This is a genomic window from Photobacterium rosenbergii (assembly GCF_033022775.1).
GTDB classification, from domain to species: Bacteria; Pseudomonadota; Gammaproteobacteria; order Enterobacterales; family Vibrionaceae; genus Photobacterium; species Photobacterium rosenbergii_A.
Window position 1 is genome coordinate 1 of record NZ_JAWJZI010000014.1, and the last position, 21,000, is coordinate 21,000.

Consider the following 21,000-nt stretch of genomic DNA (forward strand, 5'->3'; position numbering starts at 1 on the left):
TATGGGCTATGGGCTATGGGCTATGGGCTATGGGCTATGGGCTATGGGCTATGGGCTATGGGCTATGGGCTATGGGCAAAAAAAAGCCCACTTCAACTGAGTGGGCAACGCTCTATATACAATTAGGAGTTTAACAGCAGTGGCATTGTTAGATTAAAGAGTAGATGCAATTTGCGGCCAGCAATTTGTGAAAAGTCTTTAATCTGAATGTCATTATATAGGACTGGCTATTTTTCAATTGGTTCATTAAATGTTGAAAAAATTTTCTTTTTAACCTAACTCTATGATTTTCAATCATGAAGAAGATCCCTGGTACGAAAAATAAACCGCATAATAAAGAAAACCCATCTCCATGGGTGGGGACGGGTTTCGAAGAATGTCTTCTAAGAAAAAGCAGTGGCACTAGTTATGACTCGTAGATGTGGACTTTGTTCCAATTTTTTTTCACTTTCTCAGATTTTTTTTATTTGCTTTGTTCTCAATCCTTTTTCATGAGACGAGCATAAGACAGTTTTTTAGCCGGGGTGAGGTTGCCAATCACAACGGGAAAAGATTGATCGCCTTCACGACTTTTGTATTAAAACGCGAAATTATCAATACGTTACAACATGGTGTATATTTGCGACTTGTTAAAAATGTTTCTTAGATGTAAAGTTTAAACAAGTGTTTAATACGGGTGAATGAATATGGCTGGAAAGGGAGAAACCAAGGCACGTATCCTGGATGCTGCCGAGCTACTCTTTGCCGAACACGGCTTCAAAGACACGTCACTGCGAACCATCACCAGCAAAGCTGGGGTGAATCTGGCGTCCGTCAATTATCACTATGGTGACAAGAAAACCTTGGTCAGGGCGGTTCTCGGTCGCTATCTCGAGGCATTTATGCCTTCGCTACAATCTGAACTGGAAGTACTACTGACCCGCGACGATTTTTCAATGGAAGATGTTTTCCGCTGTATCAAAGATCCGTTGTTATCACTAAATGAATACCGAGCCAATGGTGCGACCGTGTTTATGTCGCTGATTGGTAGGGGGTATACCGATGTTCAGGGTCACTTGCGCTGGTTCATTATTACTCGCTACGAGCAGGTATTGACACTGTTTACCACTGCGGTGTGCCGCGCCAACCCTTCTTTGGATCCTGAAACCTTATTCTGGCGCTTGCATTTCACACTCGGGGCATCGGTTTTCACTATGGCCTCGTCCACCGCTTTGTGTGAGATTGCTGAAAATGATTTCTCCCGCAAGGTAAAGCCTGAAGATTTGATTGAGCGTTTGGTGCCATATCTGGCAGCAGGCGTTGCTGCACCAATAGAACAATCGCTTTCGCTAATCAGCGAACAGCCAACAGGAACACAGTAAAAGTATGTAACAAACCATAGAAAACCAATAACGATAAAAGTGACAAAAGGACCTGAAACATGAGTACGTTAACCAAGCTAAGAAAACGCTATCTCAGTGATCCCGCATTCAAAATGTTCAAGAAAGTGCTGCCACCACTTTCCGATACCGAGCGAGAGGCCATGGAGGCCGGCAGTGTCTGGTGGGATGGTGAGCTGTTTGGCGGTAATCCGAATTGGAATACCCTGCTGACCTACCCGCAGCCAAAATTGAGTGATGAGGAGCAGGCGTTCATCGACAACAAGCTAGAGCCGCTGTTGGATATGCTGAACGACTATCAGATTGTCCAGGAAGATAAAGATCTGCCGCCAGAAGTGTGGGAGTATCTACGCAAGGAAAAATTCTTCTCGCTGATTATCGGTAAGGAATATGGTGGTTTAGACTTTTCCGCCCACGCCAACTCAACCATCGTAACCCGTATTGCGACCAAGAGCCTGAGTGCAGCGGTATCGGTCATGGTGCCAAACTCGTTGGGCCCAGGTGAACTATTGACCCACTATGGTACCCAAGAGCAGAAAGATTACTGGTTGCCACGCCTAGCCCATGGTGAAGATATCCCTTGTTTTGCTCTTACCGGTCCTGAAGCCGGTTCAGATGCCGGTGGCATTCCCGATCAGGGCGTGGTGTGCTACGACGAATACCAAGGAGAGAAAGTACTCGGTATCCGCGTAAGCTGGAATAAGCGTTACATCACGTTGGCGCCCGTTGCTACCGTGCTTGGCTTGGCGTTCAAGCTACAGGATCCTGACTGCTTGATTGGTGACAAGAAAGAGTTGGGTATTACCTGTGCCCTGATCCCAGCAGATCACCCTGGTGTTGAAATCGGTGAGCGTCATGACCCGCTTAACCTTGCCTTCATGAACGGCCCGACCCGAGGTAATGATGTCTTTATCCCGATGGACTGGGTTATTGGTGGGCAGGATTATGTCGGTCGTGGCTGGCGTATGCTGGTGGAATGTCTGTCTGCAGGCCGTGGTATCTCTCTGCCGGCGCTCGGCACCGCAGTCGGTCACCTGACCGCGAGAACCACAGGTGCTTATGCGTATGTGCGTAAGCAGTTCGGTATGTCGATTGGTAACTTCGAAGGTGTGGCACAGGCGATGGGGCGTATCGGCGGTTTCACCTACATGCTAGAAGCATCAAGAACCCTGACGACGACTTCCCTCGATATGGATGAAACACCAGGAATCGTCACAGCGATTGCCAAATACCATATGACCGAAATGGCCCGTACCATCCTCAATGATGCCATGGACGTCCATGCCGGACGCGCAATCCAGCTTGGGCCTATGAACTATATCGGTCATCATTACTTCGGTATGCCGGTCGCGATTACTGTGGAAGGGGCCAACATTCTGACCCGAAACTTGATGATTTTCGGTCAGGGGGCGACCCGATGCCATCCGTATGTATTGAGCGAGATGGAAGCCGCGGCCAACCCGGACAGTAGGGAAGGGGCCAAAGAGTTTGATAAACTGCTGGCCAGCCATATCAGCTTTGCGGTTGGTAATGTCAGCAAGTCATTGCTTAATGCATTTAGCGGTTCGCGTTTCAACAGTTCGCCAGTCAGTGGTGAAACCGCGAAATACTACAAACAGCTGTCGCGTATGAGTCGTGCCCTGGCTGTTGCCGCGGATTTTGCTATGTTGAGTTTGGGTGGTGAACTGAAGCGTCGTGAGATGGTGTCGGCACGCTTGGGTGATGTGTTAAGTCATTTGTATCTGGCGTCCGCTGTTCTCAAGCGTTATGAAGACGAAGGCCGTCAGCAGCAAGACTTGCCATTTGTTCATTATGGCTTGCAACATTGTTTGCATCAGTGTGGCGTTGCGTTCGACGAAGTGTTGGCTAACTTCCCGCGCAAAGGCATTGGTCGCTTGCTGCGCACCTTGCTGTTCCCACTGGGTATTCACTATGCTGCGCCGAAAGATGAGGTCGCAGTGAAGATTGCTGAGCTGCTGATGCGTCCTGGTAAACAGCGTGACCGTCTGACCCATCTTTGCTATGTCGGCAAGCATGAGGATGATCCGGTTGGCTTGATGGAGCGTGCTTTTGTTGCCATGTACGAGGTGAAAGATCTTGAGCGTAAGATCGCCAAGGCTGTCAAAGCTGGTGAGATCCCGCGCAAGGTTTCGTTAACAGAGAAGTTACAAATTGCCCTCGATGCGGGGATCGTCACAGAAGCTGAAGTGAAAAAGATGCAGAATGCAGAGCAACTAAGACAGAGAGCGATTCAGGTGGATCACTTCTCTGCTGCCCACTTCAAAAAAGGCGGCTTGCAACCGGGAAAAGCAGCCTAAGGCTTATGCCTTGTGAACAATAAACCTGGTGTCTCCCATGTGCCACGCAATCGCGTGGCACTTTTTTTGCTCTATTTCTGTGATTTTCCGTGCGGAACACCTCCAACCACTGCTGAAATTAGCGTTTTCGCTCATAAATTTAATGCGATTTTGTCATTTACCTTTTATCCTACTGTCAATTGTGTAAGGGAAGTTGAAAATGATCATCAAACCTAGAATTCGTGGATTTATTTGTACAACGACTCACCCAGTGGGTTGTGAGGAAAACGTCAAAGAGCAGATTGCATACACTAAGGCGCAGGGCCCAATTGCCAATGCCCCTAAGCGTGTGCTGGTGGTAGGTTCATCAAGCGGCTACGGTCTGTCTTCGCGTATTGCTGCTGCATTCGGTGGTGGTGCTGCAACAATTGGTGTGTTCTTCGAAAAGCCGGGTACTGAAAAGAAACCGGGTACAGCAGGCTGGTACAACTCTGCCGCATTCGACAAGTTTGCCAAAGAAGAAGGCCTGTACTCCAAGAGCTTGAATGGTGATGCTTTCTCTCACGAAGCAAAACAGAAAGTAATCGATTTGATCAAAGAAGATCTGGGTCAGATCGACATGGTGGTTTACTCACTGGCTTCTCCAGTTCGTAAAATGCCAGACACAGGTGAAGTGATTCGCTCTACGCTTAAGCCGATGGGTGAAACCTACACGGCAACGGCTGTTGATACCAACAAAGATGTGCTGATCGAAGCAAGCATCGAGCCTGCGACTGAGCAAGAAGTAGCTGATACTGTTACCGTTATGGGTGGCCAGGATTGGGAGCTGTGGATCAATGCGCTGTCTGAAGCCGGCGTACTGGCTGATGGCTGTAAGACTGTTGCCTACAGCTACATTGGTACAGAAATTACTTGGCCAATCTACTGGCACGGTGCTCTGGGCCAGGCGAAAATGGACCTAGACCGTGCAGCGACTGAGCTAAACGACAAACTGTCTGCGACTGGCGGCTCTGCTAACGTTGCAGTACTGAAGAGTGTTGTGACTCAGGCGAGCTCGGCGATTCCTGTTATGCCTCTTTACATCGCTATGGTGTTCAAGAAGATGCGTGAAGAAGGTGTGCACGAAGGTTGTATGGAGCAAATCCATCGTATGTTTACCCAGCGTCTGTTCAAGGAAGATGGCAGCGCACCTGAGCTGGACAGTGAAAACCGTCTACGCCTGGATGACTGGGAACTACGTGAAGACATCCAGAAGCACTGTCGTGACCTGTGGCCTAACGTCACCAACGAGAACCTATTTGAAGTGGCTGATTACCAGCAGTACAAAGATGAGTTCTTGAAGCTGTTTGGTTTTGGCATCGAAACGGTCGACTACGACGCTGATGTGAACCCTGCAGTTGAGTTTGATGTTCAGGACATCTAACGTTGGCTTGAATGCCGAGTAATAAAAAACCGCCAAATTATGGCGGTTTTTTTGTGCCTGTGCATTTTGTTGTTGATGGCTGGGATCAATCCTTAGGCAGTTCAATCACAAAGGCTGCGCCTTCGATAGAGGCCGTTTTGACATGGATGGTTCCCTTGTAACTCATCACAATTTCATGGCAAACCGATAGGCCAATTCCTTGACCGGGGTTGAGCTGATCAGCACGGACGCCGCGTTGGAAAATTGCCTCGCGCATTTCTTCCGGTACGCCAGGGCCATCATCTTCAATGATAATGATATAGCGATCGGGTTTCTCTTGCACGACAACCCGAACTTCACTGATACAGAAACGGTAAGCATTTTCCAATAGGTTGCCCAGCAGCTCCATCAAGTCGCTGCGGTTAACCGGCAGTGTCAATTTGTCGTTGAAGAAGCAGCGCAGAGAGACGTTTTTCTCGGTATACACCTTGCTAAGCAAGCGACTGAAACTGTCCGTCAGCGGTTTTAGCTTGGTCTTGTCTTTCTGCAGGCCCTGCTGGCCCATCATGGCACGCTTCAATTGGTACTGGACCAGCTCATCCATCTGGCTGATTTGTTCCATCACCCGCTGATTTAACTCAAAGCGTGGGATCTCTTTGTCATCGAGCAAAGCGTTAGTGGCAGCCAAACGGGTTTTCAAGCTATGTGCCAAGTCATCCATCGCATGGCGGTAACGGCCTTTCTGCGCGTTACTGATCTCAATCAGACGGTTGAGTGCCAAGGTCACGTCCTGCAGCTCCATCGGGAAGTCGTCATCCAGTTTGTCTCGCTTGGAATCCGTCATCTGATCCAGCTGCGAGGCCATTTTACGCAATGGCTGGAAGCTCCAGTGGAAAGCAGCAATCAAGAAGGCAATCGCAATCAGGACAAACAGCCCCAAGTAGAATGTGGTGCGCTTGTGCAGCTGGCTCAGTGATGAGACATAAGAGTCACCCGAACGCAGGACAACCAATTGGTAGATGTTGCCACCTTCGCGTTCCTGGCTCATGTTATAGGCAATATAACTCTCGCCCTGGTGGGTCTCTACAAGTGTCGGGACTGGGATACTATCGGGCAGCTCACTACAGATATTACCGATATTGGCTTCTTTCGCTTCATCTGACAGCCAGATGGTGTGATCCGTTTTGTCACAGACCACGGACATATAGTCGGTATCGGAAGGGTCGACGGAGTCTATCCACTTATCAACATCTTTGATCAGGCCCGCACGGTTAAGCTGAGCAACGACCATCGGCATCTGGGCGACCAACTCGGAAGAATAGGCTGCCATATAGCTCTGGCTATAAAGCTGGTTGATCACCCCGGCAAGGGCTGAGGTGATCAATACAATAATGGCCACCGAAGTGACAAGCACTCGGCGGCGTAGCCTTGGTTGGATAATTTTCTTCATTATTGTGCTTGAAGTTCGAAAATGTAGCCTTGACCACGAATAGTGGAAATTGGGTTTTCCTGACCGTTATTGGTGAACTTCTTGCGCAGGCGGCTGATCATCACTTCGATAGTGTTTGGGTCACCTTCCTGATCTTCATAAAGCACATCGAGAAGACGCTGCTTTGACACGACCTGGCGGCTGTGACGCATTAGGTACTCCAACAAGTCGTATTCAAACGCGGTCAGCTCCAGCAGGTTCTCTTGGATAAATACTTGCTTGGCGAGTAGATCGACACGAATGTCACCGGCGGTCATTTCCGGTTTCACAAAGCCTGCACTGCGGCGAACCAGCGCACTGAGTCGGGCAACCATTTCTTCTTTCTGGAAAGGTTTGACGAGATAGTCATCGGCACCGGCTTCAAGCCCGGTGACCTTGTCTTGCCAGTTAGAGCGGGCAGTCAAAATCAGGATTGGCAAGCGCAGGCCTTTCTCACGCATATCTTTGATCAGGCTGATACCATCACGATCGGGTAGGCCGATATCAACGATAGCCACATCGTTTGGGTAATCCTGAGCAAAAAATAAGCCTTCTTCAGCGGTTCCGGCACACTGAACTTGGTGACCCATTTCACTTAGCTGAGATTTCAAGTGGTGGCTCAGAATCGGGTCGTCTTCAACAATAAGGATACGCATAGTTTTGATTACCAATAGTTTTTCTGTCTATTCAATCAATATACTGAATAGAGTGCGAAGTGGCGAATATTTCCTAGCAATTTGTGGTGCTAATCAGGGATATACGGTGAATTTTAACTCTTTATAGCTTAGATGAAATGGACTGAATCTGTGCTGACTCGACAATGGTATGTTAAGCAAAAAAATGCCCTCTGCGGTTTATGCAGGGGGCATGGTGTTTGGCTATGAAGATTGTATTCGGGTTTCGCCCTGGGTGAAGGCTTCGCCGCTAGCTGAGGATCACGTAGAGGGTACCGGCAATCGTCAGCAAGACGTTGGCGATGGCATAGGTGCCAGCATAACCCAGTGCCGGGATGGTACTGCGGGCATGTTCATTGATCATGTCCATCGCAGGGGCGCAGGTACGAGCGCCGATAATGGCACCAAACAACAAGGCACGGTTCATCTTGAGCACATAGGCACCAAACAGGTAAGCCAGTACTACCGGGATCACGCTTACCATCAAACTGGCCGAGAAAACCGCCAAACCGACCTGTGATAGCGAATCGAAAAGGTTCGAACCGGCACTCAAACCGATGCCAACCATAAACACCATCAGGCCGAGATCTTTGGTCATGTTCAGCGCCCCTTGCGGGACGTAGCCGAAGGTGGGGTGGTTGGCCCGCAAGAAACCCAGCGTGATACCTGCGACCAATAGGCCGGCAGCACTACCAAGGCCGAAGGCTATTTGGCCAAAGGTCATGGTGATGGTACCTACTAGCAAACCAATGATGAAGAAGCAGCAGAATGCCAACAAGTCAGCGATCTGGCTGTGTACCGAGATGAAACCGATACGCTCGGCAAGGCCCATTACACGGCTCTTTTCACCACTGACCTGGAGGATATCCCCTTTGCTCAGTAGGATATTGTGATCCATCGGCATCTCGATCTGGGCGCGGACAACGCGGTTGAGGAAACAGCCGTACTCCGATAGGTTCAGCTCGGAAAGGCGTTTGCCAGCAATACTGTCGTTCTTTACCACGATCTCTTCTTCGACGATACGCAAGTCGAGTAGGTCACGGTCGAAAACTTCTTTACCGTTACGGAAACTCGGATCCAGACGGGCATGGCTATCCGGGTAGCCGACTAGCGCGATTTCATCACCTTCTTGCAAAATGGCATCACCATCCGGGTTAGCCAGAATGCCGTTTCGACGGATCCGCTCAATGTAACAACCCGTTTGGCGGTAGATACCCAGCTCACGCAAGTTGCGGCCGTCAATCCAGTTAATGAGCTCAGGGCCTACCCGGTAAGCACGGATAATAGGCAGGTACACCTTACGCTGGGCACTTTCACCAATGCCGCGCTCACGGGCTATTTGCTGTGATGATTCAGCAAGGTTTTGCTTCTGCAATTTAGGCATCAGCTTCGCCAGCACAATGACACTGACCAAGCCAATCAAATAGGACATGGCGTAGCCAACACTGATGCTGTCGATGATCTGCTGGATGCTGTTGGGATCGGAAATACTGGATAAGCCGCTCGCCAAGGCATCTTTTGCTCCCACCAGAACAGGTGTTGCTGTCAGAGAGCCTGCCATCAAACCAGTGCTCAAGCCAAGGCCAAGACCTAGGTAGTTGCTCATGGTGACGGTAATGACGATCGCTGAAAGAATAACGACCAGCGCCAGCATTAAATAATGTTTACCGTCACGGAAAAAGATACCGAAAAAGTTGGGGCCTGCTTCGATACCGACACAGAAGATAAACAGCATAAAGCCGATGTTCAGTGCATCTGCATCAAACGTAAAACCGGCGTTACCAAAAAGGAGGGCGGTGATCAGAACCCCGATAGAGTTCCCCAATTGCATATTCGCAATGCGAATCTTTCCGGCCGAGAGGCCAACAGCAAGTACCACAAAGAGCAACAGAATATCATTCTGATGAAGGAGTGCGGCGACATCGATATTCACAACAGTTTTTTTCCGAGAACAGAGACCAGCGACAAAGTGGTGAAATTCTAGCTGATTTTATGTTCTCGGCATACCGAAAATGATCGCTAGTAATAGAAAATTTTCGAATTTATTTGCTGGTAAATAAAGCGATAGGTAATAAAAAAGGCTGATATTTCAGCCTTTTTAAGAAAATGTTACTAAACTTGTTGCTTAGGGATTACTGGAACAAGCCTAGGTTTTCTTTTGCGTATGCTTCGAAATCAGTGCAGCCACCAATGTGCTCTTGATCGATGAAGATCTGAGGTACCGTTTCTACTGGCTTGCCAACAGTTTTTTCAAGGTCAGCTTTGCTGATGCCTTCAGCATGGATGTCAACGTAACGGTAGTTAAAGCCTTCGCGCTCTTCTTTTAGTTTGTCTGCTAGATCTTTTGCACGAACACAGAATGGGCAACCTGGGCGGCCGAAAATAACAACGAACATAACGTCTCTCCTTAAATTTGATGGAGTTACTATAACGTGACTGGCTGGGATGAGAAAGAGGGATTTATCTCTTGGTGTGATAGACAAAACCGATTGGAGATAAATGCTGCAAAAATAATACTTAAACTACGGGATTTTATAGAGAGAAATGAAATGTGACAGCTCGCAGAGTATCGCGACGACGCTGATATTCAATGGAAAAAAGTTGCTCAGAATCAAAAACAGGAATGGGTAACGGGGCACACTCGATAATAATTAAACAAAAATACGGAATGGAGTGCCTATGTTTCAGTTTATGACGGCCACCCGGATCATCTTTGGTGAAGGTGCCTTGAATAACTCCCTGTCGACACTAAATCAGTTTGGTTACAGCGTGTTGCTGGTTACGGGCCGTGATAGTGCCCGGGCAGAGCCGTTAATCAGCTATTTCAAGCAACAGGGAATGCGTTACCAACAGGTGGCTGTGCATGGTGAACCACTGATAGCCATGGTAGAAGAAATGGCGGCGATGGGGCGTAAGTTTCGCCCAGATATGGTGTTGGCTATTGGTGGCGGCAGTGTACTCGATGCTGGTAAGGCGCTGGCGGCATTGATCCCTAACCAGGGCAGTGTGTACGACTATGTTGAGGTGGTCGGGCGCAATGTACCGCTGCAGGCCAAGCCTATTCCGTTTATCGCAGTGCCAACCACAGCCGGTACCGGGTCGGAAGTTAGCAAAAGCGCGGTTCTTCGCTCAGCCCAGGAAAATGTCAAAGTGGGGCTGCGAAGCCCAGACATGCTGCCGGATTTGGCCATTGTCGACCCAACCCTGACTTATGGTATGGATCCTGTGATGTCAGGCTGTTGCGGTATGGATGCCTTTACCCATTTGATGGAGTCGTATGTATGCGGCGAGCCCAATCCTCTGACCGATATGGTGTGCGAAGAGGGGTTGCGCCGGTTATCCGGGGCAATTCTTGCCGCCTGTGAAGATGATGATCCCCGCGCCCGCTCTGATATGGCCTTTGCCGCGATGCTAGGAGGCATGGCCTTGGCCAATGCTAAGCTGGGAGCCGCCCATGGTTTGGCCTCATCACTTGGTGGTCGCCTTCAGGCTCCTCATGGCTTGATCACTGCCCAGTTAGCCCCCTATGTGATGCAGGAAAACGTGTTGGCAGCCCGTGAAGCGGGCAGGGCGGATGTGCTCAATCGCTACCGTCAGTTAGCCTGCATTCTAACCGGTAGAATGAATGCCGAAATCATTGACGGTATTGCCTGGACAAAAAGAACATTGAAGCGATTGAATTTGCCTTCAGTGACCGACTATGGGTTCTGCAATGTGATGTTTGACGAAGTGGCGGAAGATGCCTTGCTGTCTAATTCCATCAAGGGGAATCCTTTGCCGCTGAATAAAGATCGTCTGCTGAGTATTCTAAACCAAATTTGCCAGTGCAAAGTCAAAGACTCGAGGTCACAGGATGATCTCTACAGTCAGGAAAATTAACCCTGGATAACAGTTATTCCTTGTAACCATATAACAGTGGGTCAAAGCAGGTGCCTATGCTAGAGTGACTTTTACCCAAGCTACCTCAAGAGGCAGGTTTAGCGAGACTGCACCTTGAGGTAACTTGGGTATATTTAGGCTCACTGTTATAGGGATATGTATGAACCAGACGATTGAAACCATTTTACAACATCGTTCTATTCGAAAATTTACTGCCGAGCCAATTAGCGAAAGCCAGCGAAATACCATTTTAGACTGTGCAATCGCAGCCTCTTCTTCGAGTTTCATTCAGTGTGTCAGTATCATCCGGGTTACCGATCCCGAAATGAGAGTGCTATTGGCTGAATACGCTGGTGGTCAGGAATATGTTGCCAGTGCGGCAGAATTCTTTGTTTTCTGTGCTGATTACAACCGTCATCAGCAAATCTATCCTGAAGCTAAACTGGGCTTTACCGAACAAACACTCATCGGTGCAGTAGATGCTGCGCTAATGGCACAAAACGGATTGCTTGCTGCTGAATCGCTAGGCCTTGGTGGGGTGTATATCGGTGGTTTGAGAAATAACCCAGACAAAGTCACGACGTTATTGTCCTTGCCTCAGCATGTCTTGCCGCTATTTGGCCTTTGCCTCGGTCACCCAGCACAGTCCCCAGAGGTGAAGCCACGCCTGCCTCGCTCTATCGTGGTGCATGAAAATAGTTATTCCGCGCTGGATATGGACAAGCTTGCCAGTTACGACCAGCACGTACGGCAATATTACCAATCCCGCACTGGTGGAAATAAAGATATGTCTTGGAGTGAGCAAATTTCAGGCACGCTAAATAAAGAAGCCCGGCCATTTATGAAGCAGTTTATTGAAGGACAAGGTTTTAGCCTGAAATAAAATGCGGCAGCATCATGTTCGCTGGGAAGTGCAATTTGGCAAGATAAACAGTTTTTAGCTAAAAGTGATGGGAAAATCTGCGAAAAAGTTGACCTTATGTCAATTTTCGATCAAAACCTGCTAAAAGTAATTGATGAACTTTTTATAAAACATTGAGTCAGATAGAATAGTATCGATAGAAAAGACAATAATAACCGGCCTGCAACACTCAGGCTGGAAATGAATCGGAACACGAATCTATGAAGTATGTTGGGAAAGTAGCCAGCATGGTATTGCTTGCTGCTTTGCTCGCTGGCTGCGCCAGCACGCCAGACAATGACAGCGGTTTATCATCGGAAGTAAATGTAGAAAGCGTACTTCAGTCTGCCAATAAAGTGCATCGCCACTGGCGCAATACCCTTGTCGACGCAGAAGGCTTGAAGCTATATGCGCCGGAAAGGTATGCCACTATGATGGAGAGCTGGCAACGAGCCGATAATCTGTTCAAAGATATCCAGTCCTCTCCCGAACTTGCCAACCAGAGTTATTCATTGTTTTCTTCAGTGACCTATCTAGATCGCTTTTATGGTGATATCGAGGTGGTAGAAAACAACCATACAGAATTAGTCGAGCTCAAGAAGATCGCCGACAGGGTGCTGGAGCCCGCCATGACTCAGCTGGCTTATCTCAATTCGATAGATGCCAATGCCCATTACCGCAGCGAGTTCGTTCGCTTAAACCGGTTTTACGGCAATCTTTTTGCGTTTGTCTCTCGCGGCGATCTAAATCGCGCCCGAGAAGAGCAGACTGAATTCTTATCACGAGCTCATAGCTTGGAAGTGCGAGTCATCAAGCGCATCTACATCACCCCACAAGAAGAAGCGTTGCGCCAGCTACGCCGTGAAGATGTCCGCTACTATGCACCGCTAAGTTACGCTAGGGTAGAAGAAGAAATCAAAGCCGGTAAAGATTTAATTGATAAAGAGCCGCGTGCCTTTGATGCAATTAATCAGGTTGTCTCTGCCATTGAGTTCGAGCTTGCTCACGCGGCCCACATTGCTGAGGAAGTGAAATACCTTCGTGATCGCAACCGTGATGAATATGAAAGCTATATCCTGGTCATGGAGGGGAAACTGTTGGGTATTTCGAAAGCACTAAATGATTCTGATCTGCGTGACCAACCACTTGCAGAGCAAGCCAAGCGCCTAAGCGAGGAAGCGGCAGAAACGCGCGAGCAATATGAAATAGCCAGCCGTAATCAGCAGCCAAACCAACAACAGGCCCAGCTGGAAACTCTAAAAGGGTTGATTCAGGCTCAGAACCAACAGATTGCGCTCCTTCAAGCGCAGTTATCAGCAGTCGCTCCGCCGGTTTCGGTACAAGAGAAGAATACACCACAAGGTACTTCTGACTTGGTTGAGTCAGAACAAGCCGGTGAAGCCGAAGCCACTACTAGCGCCGAGGAACAAGAGTCTGATGTTGAGCGGCTGGAATACAACAACAGTGCTGTTGCAACGACTAGCCATGTAGAAGGCACAGAGCAGGAGATATAACTTCGCCCTCGTCTCGCGAGTGATTAATGAGCAGTTTGAAAAAAAGCAGCATTTATGCTGCTTTTTTGTACCTGTTATTTCTGGATTAGAGCCAGAGAGAGTAAAAATCGAGAAAAATGCCATTTATGACAGGTTGTGAAAAAACAGAGGTTTGATGACGAATTTAAGGCATTGTTTTAAAATGTTTTATTTTGTTTTGGTACCGTGCAAACATGCTTTGCTATTACATTTTCTAACACTTAGTTGTAATTGAAGATTAAAAATGACTTTACATAAAAGTCGAAAATTCAAACTTTTTTTGAGTTTGGTTAAGTTTTGCACGGGTTTTGGCTTGATTTGCCTGTCTGCGTCCTTTAGAATTCGCCGCGCATTAATTGATGCACCCAAATTTTAATCTTTATCATTTTTGTTGAATTACTCCTATTTGAGGAAAACATGTCTACGAAACTAGCTAACCCAGCACCACTAGGTCTTATGGGCTTTGGTATGACTACCATCCTTCTGAACATCCACAATGCGGGCTTCTTCCCAATTGATTCGATGATCCTAGCTATGGGTATTTTTTACGGTGGCTTGAGCCAAGTTATCGTAGGCATGATGTGCTTCAAGCGTGGTGACACGTTCGGTACGACTGCATTTACTTCTTACGGTCTATTCTGGCTGACACTAGTGGGTCTAATCGTAATGCCTTACATGGGTCTACCAGCGAGCCCAGCAAGCTTCATGGGCTGGTACCTACTACTATGGGGTATCTTTACAGGCTTCATGTTCATTGGTTCACTATGCTACCCACGTGCTAAGCAGTTCGTATTCGGCTCTCTAACTGTACTGTTCTTCCTATTGGCAGCACGTGACTTCACTGGCAGCACACTGATCGGTACTATCGCTGGTTTTGAAGGCATCATCTGTGGTGCAAGTGCTATCTACTTCGCAATGGCACAGGTACTAAACAACGAGTACGGTCGTACTATCCTGCCTGTAGGCGAGCTGAAAAAAGACAAAGCGCTAAAAGCTGCTGCTTAATGTAAACGAAGCGCGTAACAAATCATTAGAACCCGCCTTTATGGCGGGTTTTTTTATTCTTGTTCAGCCAGTTCATGGGAATGGGTATAAGCTTATTGCATTGCGTGTAGCTGATGACAAGGATAAGAAAATGGCACAACGTTATGCAGCCCTGATGGGGGCGCTGGTGGCTGATGCAGCCAGTATGGGGACCCATTGGATCTATTCTCCGGAGCGGATCCGCACCCTTCAATCTCTTCCGCATTTCCCTTTTATTGAGCCTGATGCCCACCATTATGAAGGGGTAGAAGGTTACTATGCCCATGACAAGCTTACGGCTGGGGAGCTGACCATCTATGGTGAATGGCTAGCTCTGTATATCCGGTTGCTTAGCGAACCCAATGTCGAGACTCACCGTGTACAGCAGGAAATCTTGGACTATTTCGGGCCTGGCGGTGAGTTCATCGGCTATGTCGATACCCCGACCAAGGCGTTGTTGTTGTCGCTGTTCTCTTTACCACCTGAAGACTGGCCGGAAGATTCTGGTAGTGATGATGATCAGAATCCGGCTCTGTGTGCGGTGCCGGCTTTGGTGGCGCTAAAGATGCCGTCGGAGAAACTGGAAAGCGAAATTGACCGTATTGTCGGGGTGACCCACCAAAATGAACAGGCTTTGGCTTGTGCCAAGGCGTTTGCCAGCGCCCTAAATGAAGCTTTGCGCTCTCGGCGGATGGAGCCGGTGCTTAATGTGCTGAAGGTAAAATGCCCTGAGCCAATCATGGAGAAAATTGAGCAGGCAAGGGGGCTCAGCGGTGATGTCAATGATCTATCCCATGTATTGTCGATTGCCAACAGTGCTTGTCATTTGGCTGATAGTTTACCAATGGCGGCGTGGATACTGCAAAATAGCTCAAGCTATACCGAGGCAATTTTGAACAACATCGCGGTGGGCGGTGATAGCTGTGGCCGGGGGATCTTGGTCGGTGCGATTGCCGGGGCTTGCTATGGTTTCGGGGATTCCGAGGGAATTCCGATCTCGTGGGTTACGACGTTGCAGTGTGGTGAAGCATTGGCAGAAGATATCGAGCAACTGCTGCACAGCGCGGGTGGGGCATTCTAAGTTGTGCTGCCAGAAAAACGGTAGACATAAAAAAAGCTACCCGTGTGGGTAGCTTTCTATTCGTCATAAGGGTAATTAGCAAATCACTTTGATTGCCAGGCCGCCCTGTGACGTTTCACGGTATTTCGCGTTCATGTCTTTACCGGTTTCAAGCATCGTTTCGATCACTTTGTCCAGTGATACGCGAGGCTCAGAAGAGCGGCGAAGTGCCATACGTGAAGCATTGATCGCTTTAACCGCGGCGATACCGTTACGCTCGATACATGGAACCTGTACCTGACCAGCAACTGGGTCACAAGTTAGACCTAGGTTGTGCTCCATCGCGATTTCAGCTGCCATACATACTTGCTCAGGGCTACCACCCATAAGCTCAGCAAGACCAGCTGCTGCCATAGAACATGCCACACCCACTTCACCCTGACAGCCAACTTCAGCACCAGAGATAGACGCGTTACGCTTGTAAAGGCCGCCGATTGCGCCAGAAGCTGCGAAGTAACGGGTGTATTCTTTCGGGCCAACAGGCTGGATGAATTTGTCGTAGTAAGCAAGAACTGCAGGAATGATACCGCAAGCACCGTTGGTTGGTGCGGTAACAACACGGCCACCGGCTGCGTTTTCTTCGTTAACAGCGAAAGCGTACATGTTAACCCAGTCAACGACTGTCATCGGGTCATTGCTTAGCTTTTCTGTTGTCATTAGCTGCTGGCGAAGTGCTGCTGCGCGACGTGGTACACGCAGTGGACCTGGCAGGATACCTTCTTCGCTCATACCGCGATCCATACATTCACGCATGGTGCGCCAGATGTTGGCAAAGTAAGTGTTGATTTCGTCTTCGGCGTTCATCGCACGCTCGTTGGCCATGACCATTGAGCTCACAGACAGGCCGTTTTCCTTACACTGGTTGACTAGCTCTGCTGCAGTAGTAAACATGTAAGGGACTTTTACCGATGATTCAGTCGATTTGCCGAAGTTCTCTTCGTCAACGATGAAACCACCACCGATAGAGTAGTAAGTCTTGGTGTACGCTTCTTCCTCACCAATAAAGGCGTGGATAGTCATACCGTTTTCGTGAAGAGGAAGGTTGGTAGTATGGAAGTTCATACCGCCTTCACGAGGGAAATCGACAGTGTGGCAGTGCATGCCAACTGGCAGGCGCTCTGTTTCTTCAACGCGGGCGATAAAGCCTGGGATGCTGTCGATATCAACATGCTCAGGGCTGTTACCAGCCAGACCCATAATAATTGCGATATCAGTGTGGTGACCTTTACCGGTTAGAGAAAGCGAACCGTAAACATCCACGGTAATTTTAGTCACGTCACGAAGCTTGCCCATGGCACGCAGGTCATCGATGAACTCTTTACCTGCTTTCATTGGGCCGACAGTGTGCGAACTGGAAGGACCCACACCGATTTTATAGATATCAAAAACACTGATCATTGCTAATACCTCAGTCAGGGCAACTGTCTAGTTACCGTGAGACTGTATAGTTTTTATCATTCTCGCCCCTTCCTTGGCGAGATAATCAAAAATAAAAGAGCAGGGGCAAACGCGTCCTGCTCTTTAGTGGCTCTATTTTACGGAATTTGAGTCAGAAGACTATGCGTTGTAGCACATTTTCTTACAAATTCACTTAGCGCTGGTGAATTATCACTGAGTTGGTGATAAATCGCCTTATAGTGCACCGTAGATTACAGAAGTAATCGCTGCAATACCACATAGCGCTGTGAAAATCTGAGCAGGAGCAGATGTTTTGTACTTAGCCATTGCTGGTACTTTCTGCATTGCAAAGATTGGCATTAGGAACAGGATAGCGGCAATCATTGGCGCGCCCATTGTTTCAATCATGCCCAGGATGCTTGGGTTAACTACTGCAACAATCCAAGTTGTTACTACGATGAAGCCTAGAGAGATTTTCTCGATCTTGCTCTTTGGCATGTCAGAGCGAGACTTAACTAGACCAACTAGACCTTCGTGTGCACCAAGGAAGTGGCCGAAGTAGCTAGAAGTGATCGCCGCGAATGCAACCATAGGACCCATCAGAGAAATCATTGGAGACTCATGGATGTTTGCAAGGTAAGACAGTACAGAGATGTTCTGTGCTTGTGCATCTGCTAGCTGCTCTGGAGATAGAGAAAGTACTACAGAGAATACGAAGAACATTACAAAGCCCATCAGCATCATTGCTGCGCCACCAGTGATCATGTCAGTTTTCTGTACTGCATTTTCACCGTAAACACGACGCTGTTCTTTAGAGAACTGAGAGATGATTGGGCTGTGGTTGAATGAGAACACGATGATTGGAATCGCTAGCCAGATGATAGAAGGCATTGAACCCCAGTCTGGGCTAACAGACATCATTGAAGCGTTCCAGTCAGGAATCAGGTATACAGATAGTGCTAGTAGAACGAATACTAGTGGGTAAACCATTGCTGAAGTTGCTTTCAGCATCAATTCTTTACCAAATACAACACCTGCAGTCATCGCCATGATCAGGCCACCAGACAGGATCCAGCGTGGAAGTGATTCCATGCCTAGCTGGTTAACCATGAAAGAGTCAACAGTATTGGTAATACCGACACCGTAGATAAGAACGATTGGGTAGATGGCGAAGAAGTAAGCAAAAGTGATGATGTTTGCGCCAGCTTTACCGAAGTGTTCTTCAACAGTATCAGTAATATCTGCGTCTGGGTTTTTCGCAGAAAGAACGAAACGAGCCAAGCTCTTGTGAGCAAACCAAGTCATTGGAAGAGCAAGCAGGGCAAGGATAACAAGAGGCCAGAAACCGCCGGCACCCGCTTTGATTGGCAGGAACAATACGCCCGCGCCAACAGCAGTACCGAATAGAGATAGTGCCCATGTTACGTCTTTATACGTCCATCCTGCTTTTGCAGCGCTAGTCGCTACGGTGCTTGTAGATGTTTGCATGATTATATATCCAAAGTTAATTACGGAACGGAAATTAGGAACGGAGCGCATTTTCGTGATTTATTGCAGGAAAACCTTGATCGAGATCTCGTTATGTAACGGGGCGGAATTGCAATACAATTTAGTGTGATCTGGATCACACTGGCTGGTGAGGTAAGATTAGGGAAATTATCGTGTCAGATTAGTTTTGCTCATGCCAGAGCTGATCCGACAGTAATTTAAGCATCTGGGCGGTGGCGCCCCAAATTGAATATTTGCTGAATGGAACTGAATAAATATTGTGTATTTTTCCATCAAGCGTAACTTTTTGTATCTTGATATTCATCGGGTTTAATACATGTTCGATAGGAGCCTCGAACAATTCATCAACCTCGTTTGGATCCAGTTCTGGCCTGTAATTAGGTGAGATAACCGATAAGTACGGTGTGACGATATAACCGCTGATCGTTGGTAAGCTAGGTAACTGTCCGATAATACTGTCACGGTTGCATAAAATACCAGTCTCTTCATGGGTTTCACGTAGTGCGGTATCAATCAAATCAACATCTTGTGGCTCATAACGCCCGCCTGGAAAAGAAACTTGGCCTGGATGATGTTTCAAATGGTCTGCACGGCGAGTGAAGATCATGCTGAAAGACCCATGACGAGGCACAAGAGGAATGAGCACGGCAGCAGGCTTTAAAACATGGCCTTCGCTAATATGTTGGCGAACACGGCGGGTGTGGCTTTTATCGTAGCTAGCCTGTGGTGCTAGCAGAAAGCGGGTAATGATCTGTTGTTGGCAATTCATAAACCTTCCGTGGTGTTACAGTTACGGCATACTAATAACTATAGATGTTGAAACAGCCACTTAGCGAATTGATTTTAATACTAGGCGGTTTCAATGCTGCGGATCCGTGCAGCACTATTTTGATAAGATTAACGATAAATAAAGGCCAAGCCAATTAGAAATTGATTGGTATGGCCTTTACTTCCAGACAATCATACCTTGGTTAATTCTCTAGAACTGGCAGAATCCGGCTCAGTTTATCGAGAGTTTCCTGGTATTCGCTGTCAGCCTGGCTATCGGCGACAATGCCGCCACCGGCCCAAACATGAAGCTTCTGATCGTTAGCCACCAAGGTACGGATAGTGATGCTGGTGTCCATCTGGCCGCAGCGACTGATATAGCCAATACTGCCGCAATAGGCACTGCGGCGATTAGGCTCTAGCTCTTCGATAATTTCCATCGCCCTGATCTTCGGCGCCCCGGTAATGGAACCGCCAGGGAAACAGGCCCGCAATAGGTCAGTCGTAGTATATTGCTCATCCAACTCGCCCGTAACGGTACTGACCAAGTGGTGCACTGCCGGGAAACTCTCTACGTCAAACAACAATGGCACCTTGACCGAGCCTGGCTTGGCAACCCTGCCGATATCATTGCGCAGTAAATCGACAATCATCAGATTTTCCGAGCGATCTTTTTCGGTTGAGCGAAGGTCATCAGCTAACGCTTTGTCACGCTGAGGATCGTTGTCTCGCGGGCGCGTACCTTTGATTGGTTTGGTTTCGATATAGCCTTCACGGTGCTGTAGGAACCTTTCCGGTGACACCGAAAGAATCGCGCTATCGCTGGTGCGAAGGAAACCAGAGAATGGCGCACCGTTACGTTCTTCCAACAAGCGATATGCCTGCCACTCATCACCTTGATAGCTGGCAGAAAAACGTTGCGTGAGATTGATTTGGTAGCAGTCACCTGACAGCAAATACTGCTGGATTCGATCGAATTTGTTGCAATATTCGTCTTTGTCCATGTTGGCTTGCCATGGTGATGTTAATGCAAACGCAGTGGGGTGTTGCGATTTGGTAGCCGCAGCGATTTCTTCGGTAGCACAACGTTGCTGTTGCAGCCAATATTTACGGTCACTGCCTTCCGGTGACACTAAATAAAGCTGCTTGGTTTGATGATCGGCAATTAATGCCCAGTCATAAATGCCAACAGCCATGTCAGCGGTCGCAATGTCGTGTTTGGCGGTGTTGGCTATTTTTTCGACTCTACGGCCGAGATCGTAGCTGAACAATCCGACTGCGCCGCCGATAAAAGGCACATCTTTCAAAGGGCTTGTCGAAGGAACCAACTGTTCTTGCAGCGACTGGATCAGCGCGAACGGGTCATCACTGCTCGTCTTTTCATCACCATCTGAAAAATTAATACGAGTTGTTTCACCATATGTCTCTAAAGTGGCTAAAGGATCAGCAACTAAAATGTCGAAGCGATTATCTGGGTGATCAGAAGCCGCCGAGCGTAATATCATAGCCCAAGGCTGGCCCGCAAACGATTCAAACCACGTTAGCGAGGCGTCTTTGTGGTAGTCGAGTTGTTCGATACTCAGTTCTGGATGCGATTTACAAATCATTTTCTTTTTTGTGACAGGTGTACGTTTGCCGCATGGCGCGAAT

16 protein-coding genes are annotated in these 21,000 nt (G+C 48.2%); 8 read left to right on the forward strand and 8 right to left on the reverse strand.

The genetic code is table 11. From position 1 onward, the window contains the following. Nucleotides 1-686 precede the first annotated feature (686 nt). From R2X38_RS21365 to fabV, 3 genes are all read left to right on the forward strand, one after another. The gene (locus R2X38_RS21365; RefSeq protein WP_317524374.1) at nucleotides 687-1,361 is read left to right on the forward strand and encodes a TetR/AcrR family transcriptional regulator; all 675 of its coding nucleotides are present in this window, start codon (nucleotides 687-689) and stop codon (nucleotides 1,359-1,361) included. A 59-nt stretch (nucleotides 1,362-1,420) separates the two neighbouring features. Next, nucleotides 1,421-3,697 (forward strand): acyl-CoA dehydrogenase, encoded by a 2,277-nt coding sequence (locus tag R2X38_RS21370; protein ID WP_317524375.1) that lies wholly within the window; start codon nucleotides 1,421-1,423, stop codon nucleotides 3,695-3,697. Between the two features lie 199 nt (nucleotides 3,698-3,896). Then, nucleotides 3,897-5,099 (forward strand): enoyl-ACP reductase FabV, encoded by a 1,203-nt coding sequence (fabV, locus tag R2X38_RS21375; protein WP_317524377.1) that lies wholly within the window; start codon nucleotides 3,897-3,899, stop codon nucleotides 5,097-5,099. 85 nt (nucleotides 5,100-5,184) lie between these two features. On the opposite strand, the gene R2X38_RS21380 is transcribed toward fabV, so the two are convergent. From R2X38_RS21380 to R2X38_RS21395, 4 genes are all read right to left on the reverse strand, one after another. Further along, nucleotides 5,185-6,528 (reverse strand): ATP-binding protein, encoded by a 1,344-nt coding sequence (locus R2X38_RS21380; protein WP_317524378.1) that lies wholly within the window; start codon nucleotides 6,526-6,528, stop codon nucleotides 5,185-5,187. Further along, nucleotides 6,528-7,202, reverse strand: coding sequence for a response regulator (locus R2X38_RS21385; RefSeq protein ID WP_107297463.1), 675 nt, complete (start codon nucleotides 7,200-7,202; stop codon nucleotides 6,528-6,530). Before R2X38_RS21385 ends, R2X38_RS21380 begins: the two co-directional genes overlap by 1 nt. A gap of 268 nt (nucleotides 7,203-7,470) precedes the next feature. Beyond that, nucleotides 7,471-9,153, reverse strand: coding sequence for an aspartate:alanine antiporter (locus R2X38_RS21390; RefSeq protein ID WP_317524379.1), 1,683 nt, complete (start codon nucleotides 9,151-9,153; stop codon nucleotides 7,471-7,473). A gap of 199 nt (nucleotides 9,154-9,352) precedes the next feature. Further along, on the reverse strand, nucleotides 9,353-9,616 hold the full coding sequence (locus tag R2X38_RS21395) for a GrxA family glutaredoxin (protein ID WP_317524380.1): 264 nt from the start codon (nucleotides 9,614-9,616) through the stop codon (nucleotides 9,353-9,355). Nucleotides 9,617-9,899: 283 nt separating this feature from the next. Between R2X38_RS21395 and R2X38_RS21400 the strand changes: the two genes are divergently transcribed. From R2X38_RS21400 to R2X38_RS21420, 5 genes are all read left to right on the forward strand, one after another. Next, the gene (locus tag R2X38_RS21400; protein ID WP_317524381.1) at nucleotides 9,900-11,099 is read left to right on the forward strand and encodes an iron-containing alcohol dehydrogenase; all 1,200 of its coding nucleotides are present in this window, start codon (nucleotides 9,900-9,902) and stop codon (nucleotides 11,097-11,099) included. 160 nt (nucleotides 11,100-11,259) lie between these two features. Continuing rightward, entirely contained in the window at nucleotides 11,260-11,982 is a 723-nt protein-coding gene (gene nfsA, locus R2X38_RS21405; RefSeq protein ID WP_317524382.1) for an oxygen-insensitive NADPH nitroreductase, read from the forward strand. A 239-nt stretch (nucleotides 11,983-12,221) separates the two neighbouring features. Continuing rightward, entirely contained in the window at nucleotides 12,222-13,514 is a 1,293-nt protein-coding gene (locus R2X38_RS21410; protein ID WP_317524383.1) for a hypothetical protein, read from the forward strand. Nucleotides 13,515-13,949: 435 nt separating this feature from the next. Beyond that, nucleotides 13,950-14,537, forward strand: coding sequence for an acetate uptake transporter (locus R2X38_RS21415; RefSeq protein ID WP_039457464.1), 588 nt, complete (start codon nucleotides 13,950-13,952; stop codon nucleotides 14,535-14,537). A gap of 130 nt (nucleotides 14,538-14,667) precedes the next feature. Beyond that, entirely contained in the window at nucleotides 14,668-15,636 is a 969-nt protein-coding gene (locus R2X38_RS21420; protein WP_317524386.1) for an ADP-ribosylglycohydrolase family protein, read from the forward strand. Between the two features lie 75 nt (nucleotides 15,637-15,711). Here the strand turns inward: R2X38_RS21420 and R2X38_RS21425 are convergent, their stop codons facing one another. From R2X38_RS21425 to pabB, 4 genes are all read right to left on the reverse strand, one after another. After that, nucleotides 15,712-17,073: an L-serine ammonia-lyase gene (locus tag R2X38_RS21425; RefSeq protein WP_317524387.1), complete on the reverse strand. Its 1,362-nt coding sequence runs from the start codon at nucleotides 17,071-17,073 to the stop codon at nucleotides 15,712-15,714. A gap of 234 nt (nucleotides 17,074-17,307) precedes the next feature. Then, nucleotides 17,308-18,561: an aromatic amino acid transport family protein gene (locus tag R2X38_RS21430; RefSeq protein WP_107297470.1), complete on the reverse strand. Its 1,254-nt coding sequence runs from the start codon at nucleotides 18,559-18,561 to the stop codon at nucleotides 17,308-17,310. Nucleotides 18,562-18,742: 181 nt separating this feature from the next. Next, nucleotides 18,743-19,351 carry a CoA pyrophosphatase gene (locus R2X38_RS21435; protein ID WP_317524388.1) on the reverse strand — a complete coding sequence of 203 codons (609 nt, stop codon included), beginning with the start codon at nucleotides 19,349-19,351 and terminating at the stop codon, nucleotides 18,743-18,745. A 202-nt stretch (nucleotides 19,352-19,553) separates the two neighbouring features. Then, nucleotides 19,554-20,957 (reverse strand): aminodeoxychorismate synthase component I, encoded by a 1,404-nt coding sequence (pabB, locus tag R2X38_RS21440; RefSeq protein WP_317524389.1) that lies wholly within the window; start codon nucleotides 20,955-20,957, stop codon nucleotides 19,554-19,556. Nucleotides 20,958-21,000 lie beyond the last annotated feature (43 nt).

Excerpts from the sequence above, each read along its gene's own strand:
- R2X38_RS21420 (WP_317524386.1), top strand. The coding sequence starts at position 14,668 with ATGGCACAACGTTATGCAGCCCTGATGGGGGCGCTGGTGGCTGATGCA.
- R2X38_RS21400 (WP_317524381.1), top strand. The coding sequence starts at position 9,900 with ATGTTTCAGTTTATGACGGCCACCCGGATCATCTTTGGTGAAGGTGCC.
- R2X38_RS21395 (WP_317524380.1), bottom strand. The coding sequence starts at position 9,616 with ATGTTCGTTGTTATTTTCGGCCGCCCAGGTTGCCCATTCTGTGTTCGT.
- nfsA (WP_317524382.1), top strand. The coding sequence starts at position 11,260 with ATGAACCAGACGATTGAAACCATTTTACAACATCGTTCTATTCGAAAA.
- R2X38_RS21430 (WP_107297470.1), bottom strand. The coding sequence starts at position 18,561 with ATGCAAACATCTACAAGCACCGTAGCGACTAGCGCTGCAAAAGCAGGA.
- R2X38_RS21365 (WP_317524374.1), top strand. The coding sequence starts at position 687 with ATGGCTGGAAAGGGAGAAACCAAGGCACGTATCCTGGATGCTGCCGAG.
- fabV (WP_317524377.1), top strand. The coding sequence starts at position 3,897 with ATGATCATCAAACCTAGAATTCGTGGATTTATTTGTACAACGACTCAC.
- R2X38_RS21385 (WP_107297463.1), bottom strand. The coding sequence starts at position 7,202 with ATGCGTATCCTTATTGTTGAAGACGACCCGATTCTGAGCCACCACTTG.
- R2X38_RS21415 (WP_039457464.1), top strand. The coding sequence starts at position 13,950 with ATGTCTACGAAACTAGCTAACCCAGCACCACTAGGTCTTATGGGCTTT.
- R2X38_RS21425 (WP_317524387.1), bottom strand. The coding sequence starts at position 17,073 with ATGATCAGTGTTTTTGATATCTATAAAATCGGTGTGGGTCCTTCCAGT.
- R2X38_RS21380 (WP_317524378.1), bottom strand. The coding sequence starts at position 6,528 with ATGAAGAAAATTATCCAACCAAGGCTACGCCGCCGAGTGCTTGTCACT.
- R2X38_RS21370 (WP_317524375.1), top strand. The coding sequence starts at position 1,421 with ATGAGTACGTTAACCAAGCTAAGAAAACGCTATCTCAGTGATCCCGCA.
- R2X38_RS21410 (WP_317524383.1), top strand. The coding sequence starts at position 12,222 with ATGAAGTATGTTGGGAAAGTAGCCAGCATGGTATTGCTTGCTGCTTTG.
- pabB (WP_317524389.1), bottom strand. The coding sequence starts at position 20,957 with ATGATTTGTAAATCGCATCCAGAACTGAGTATCGAACAACTCGACTAC.
- R2X38_RS21435 (WP_317524388.1), bottom strand. The coding sequence starts at position 19,351 with ATGAATTGCCAACAACAGATCATTACCCGCTTTCTGCTAGCACCACAG.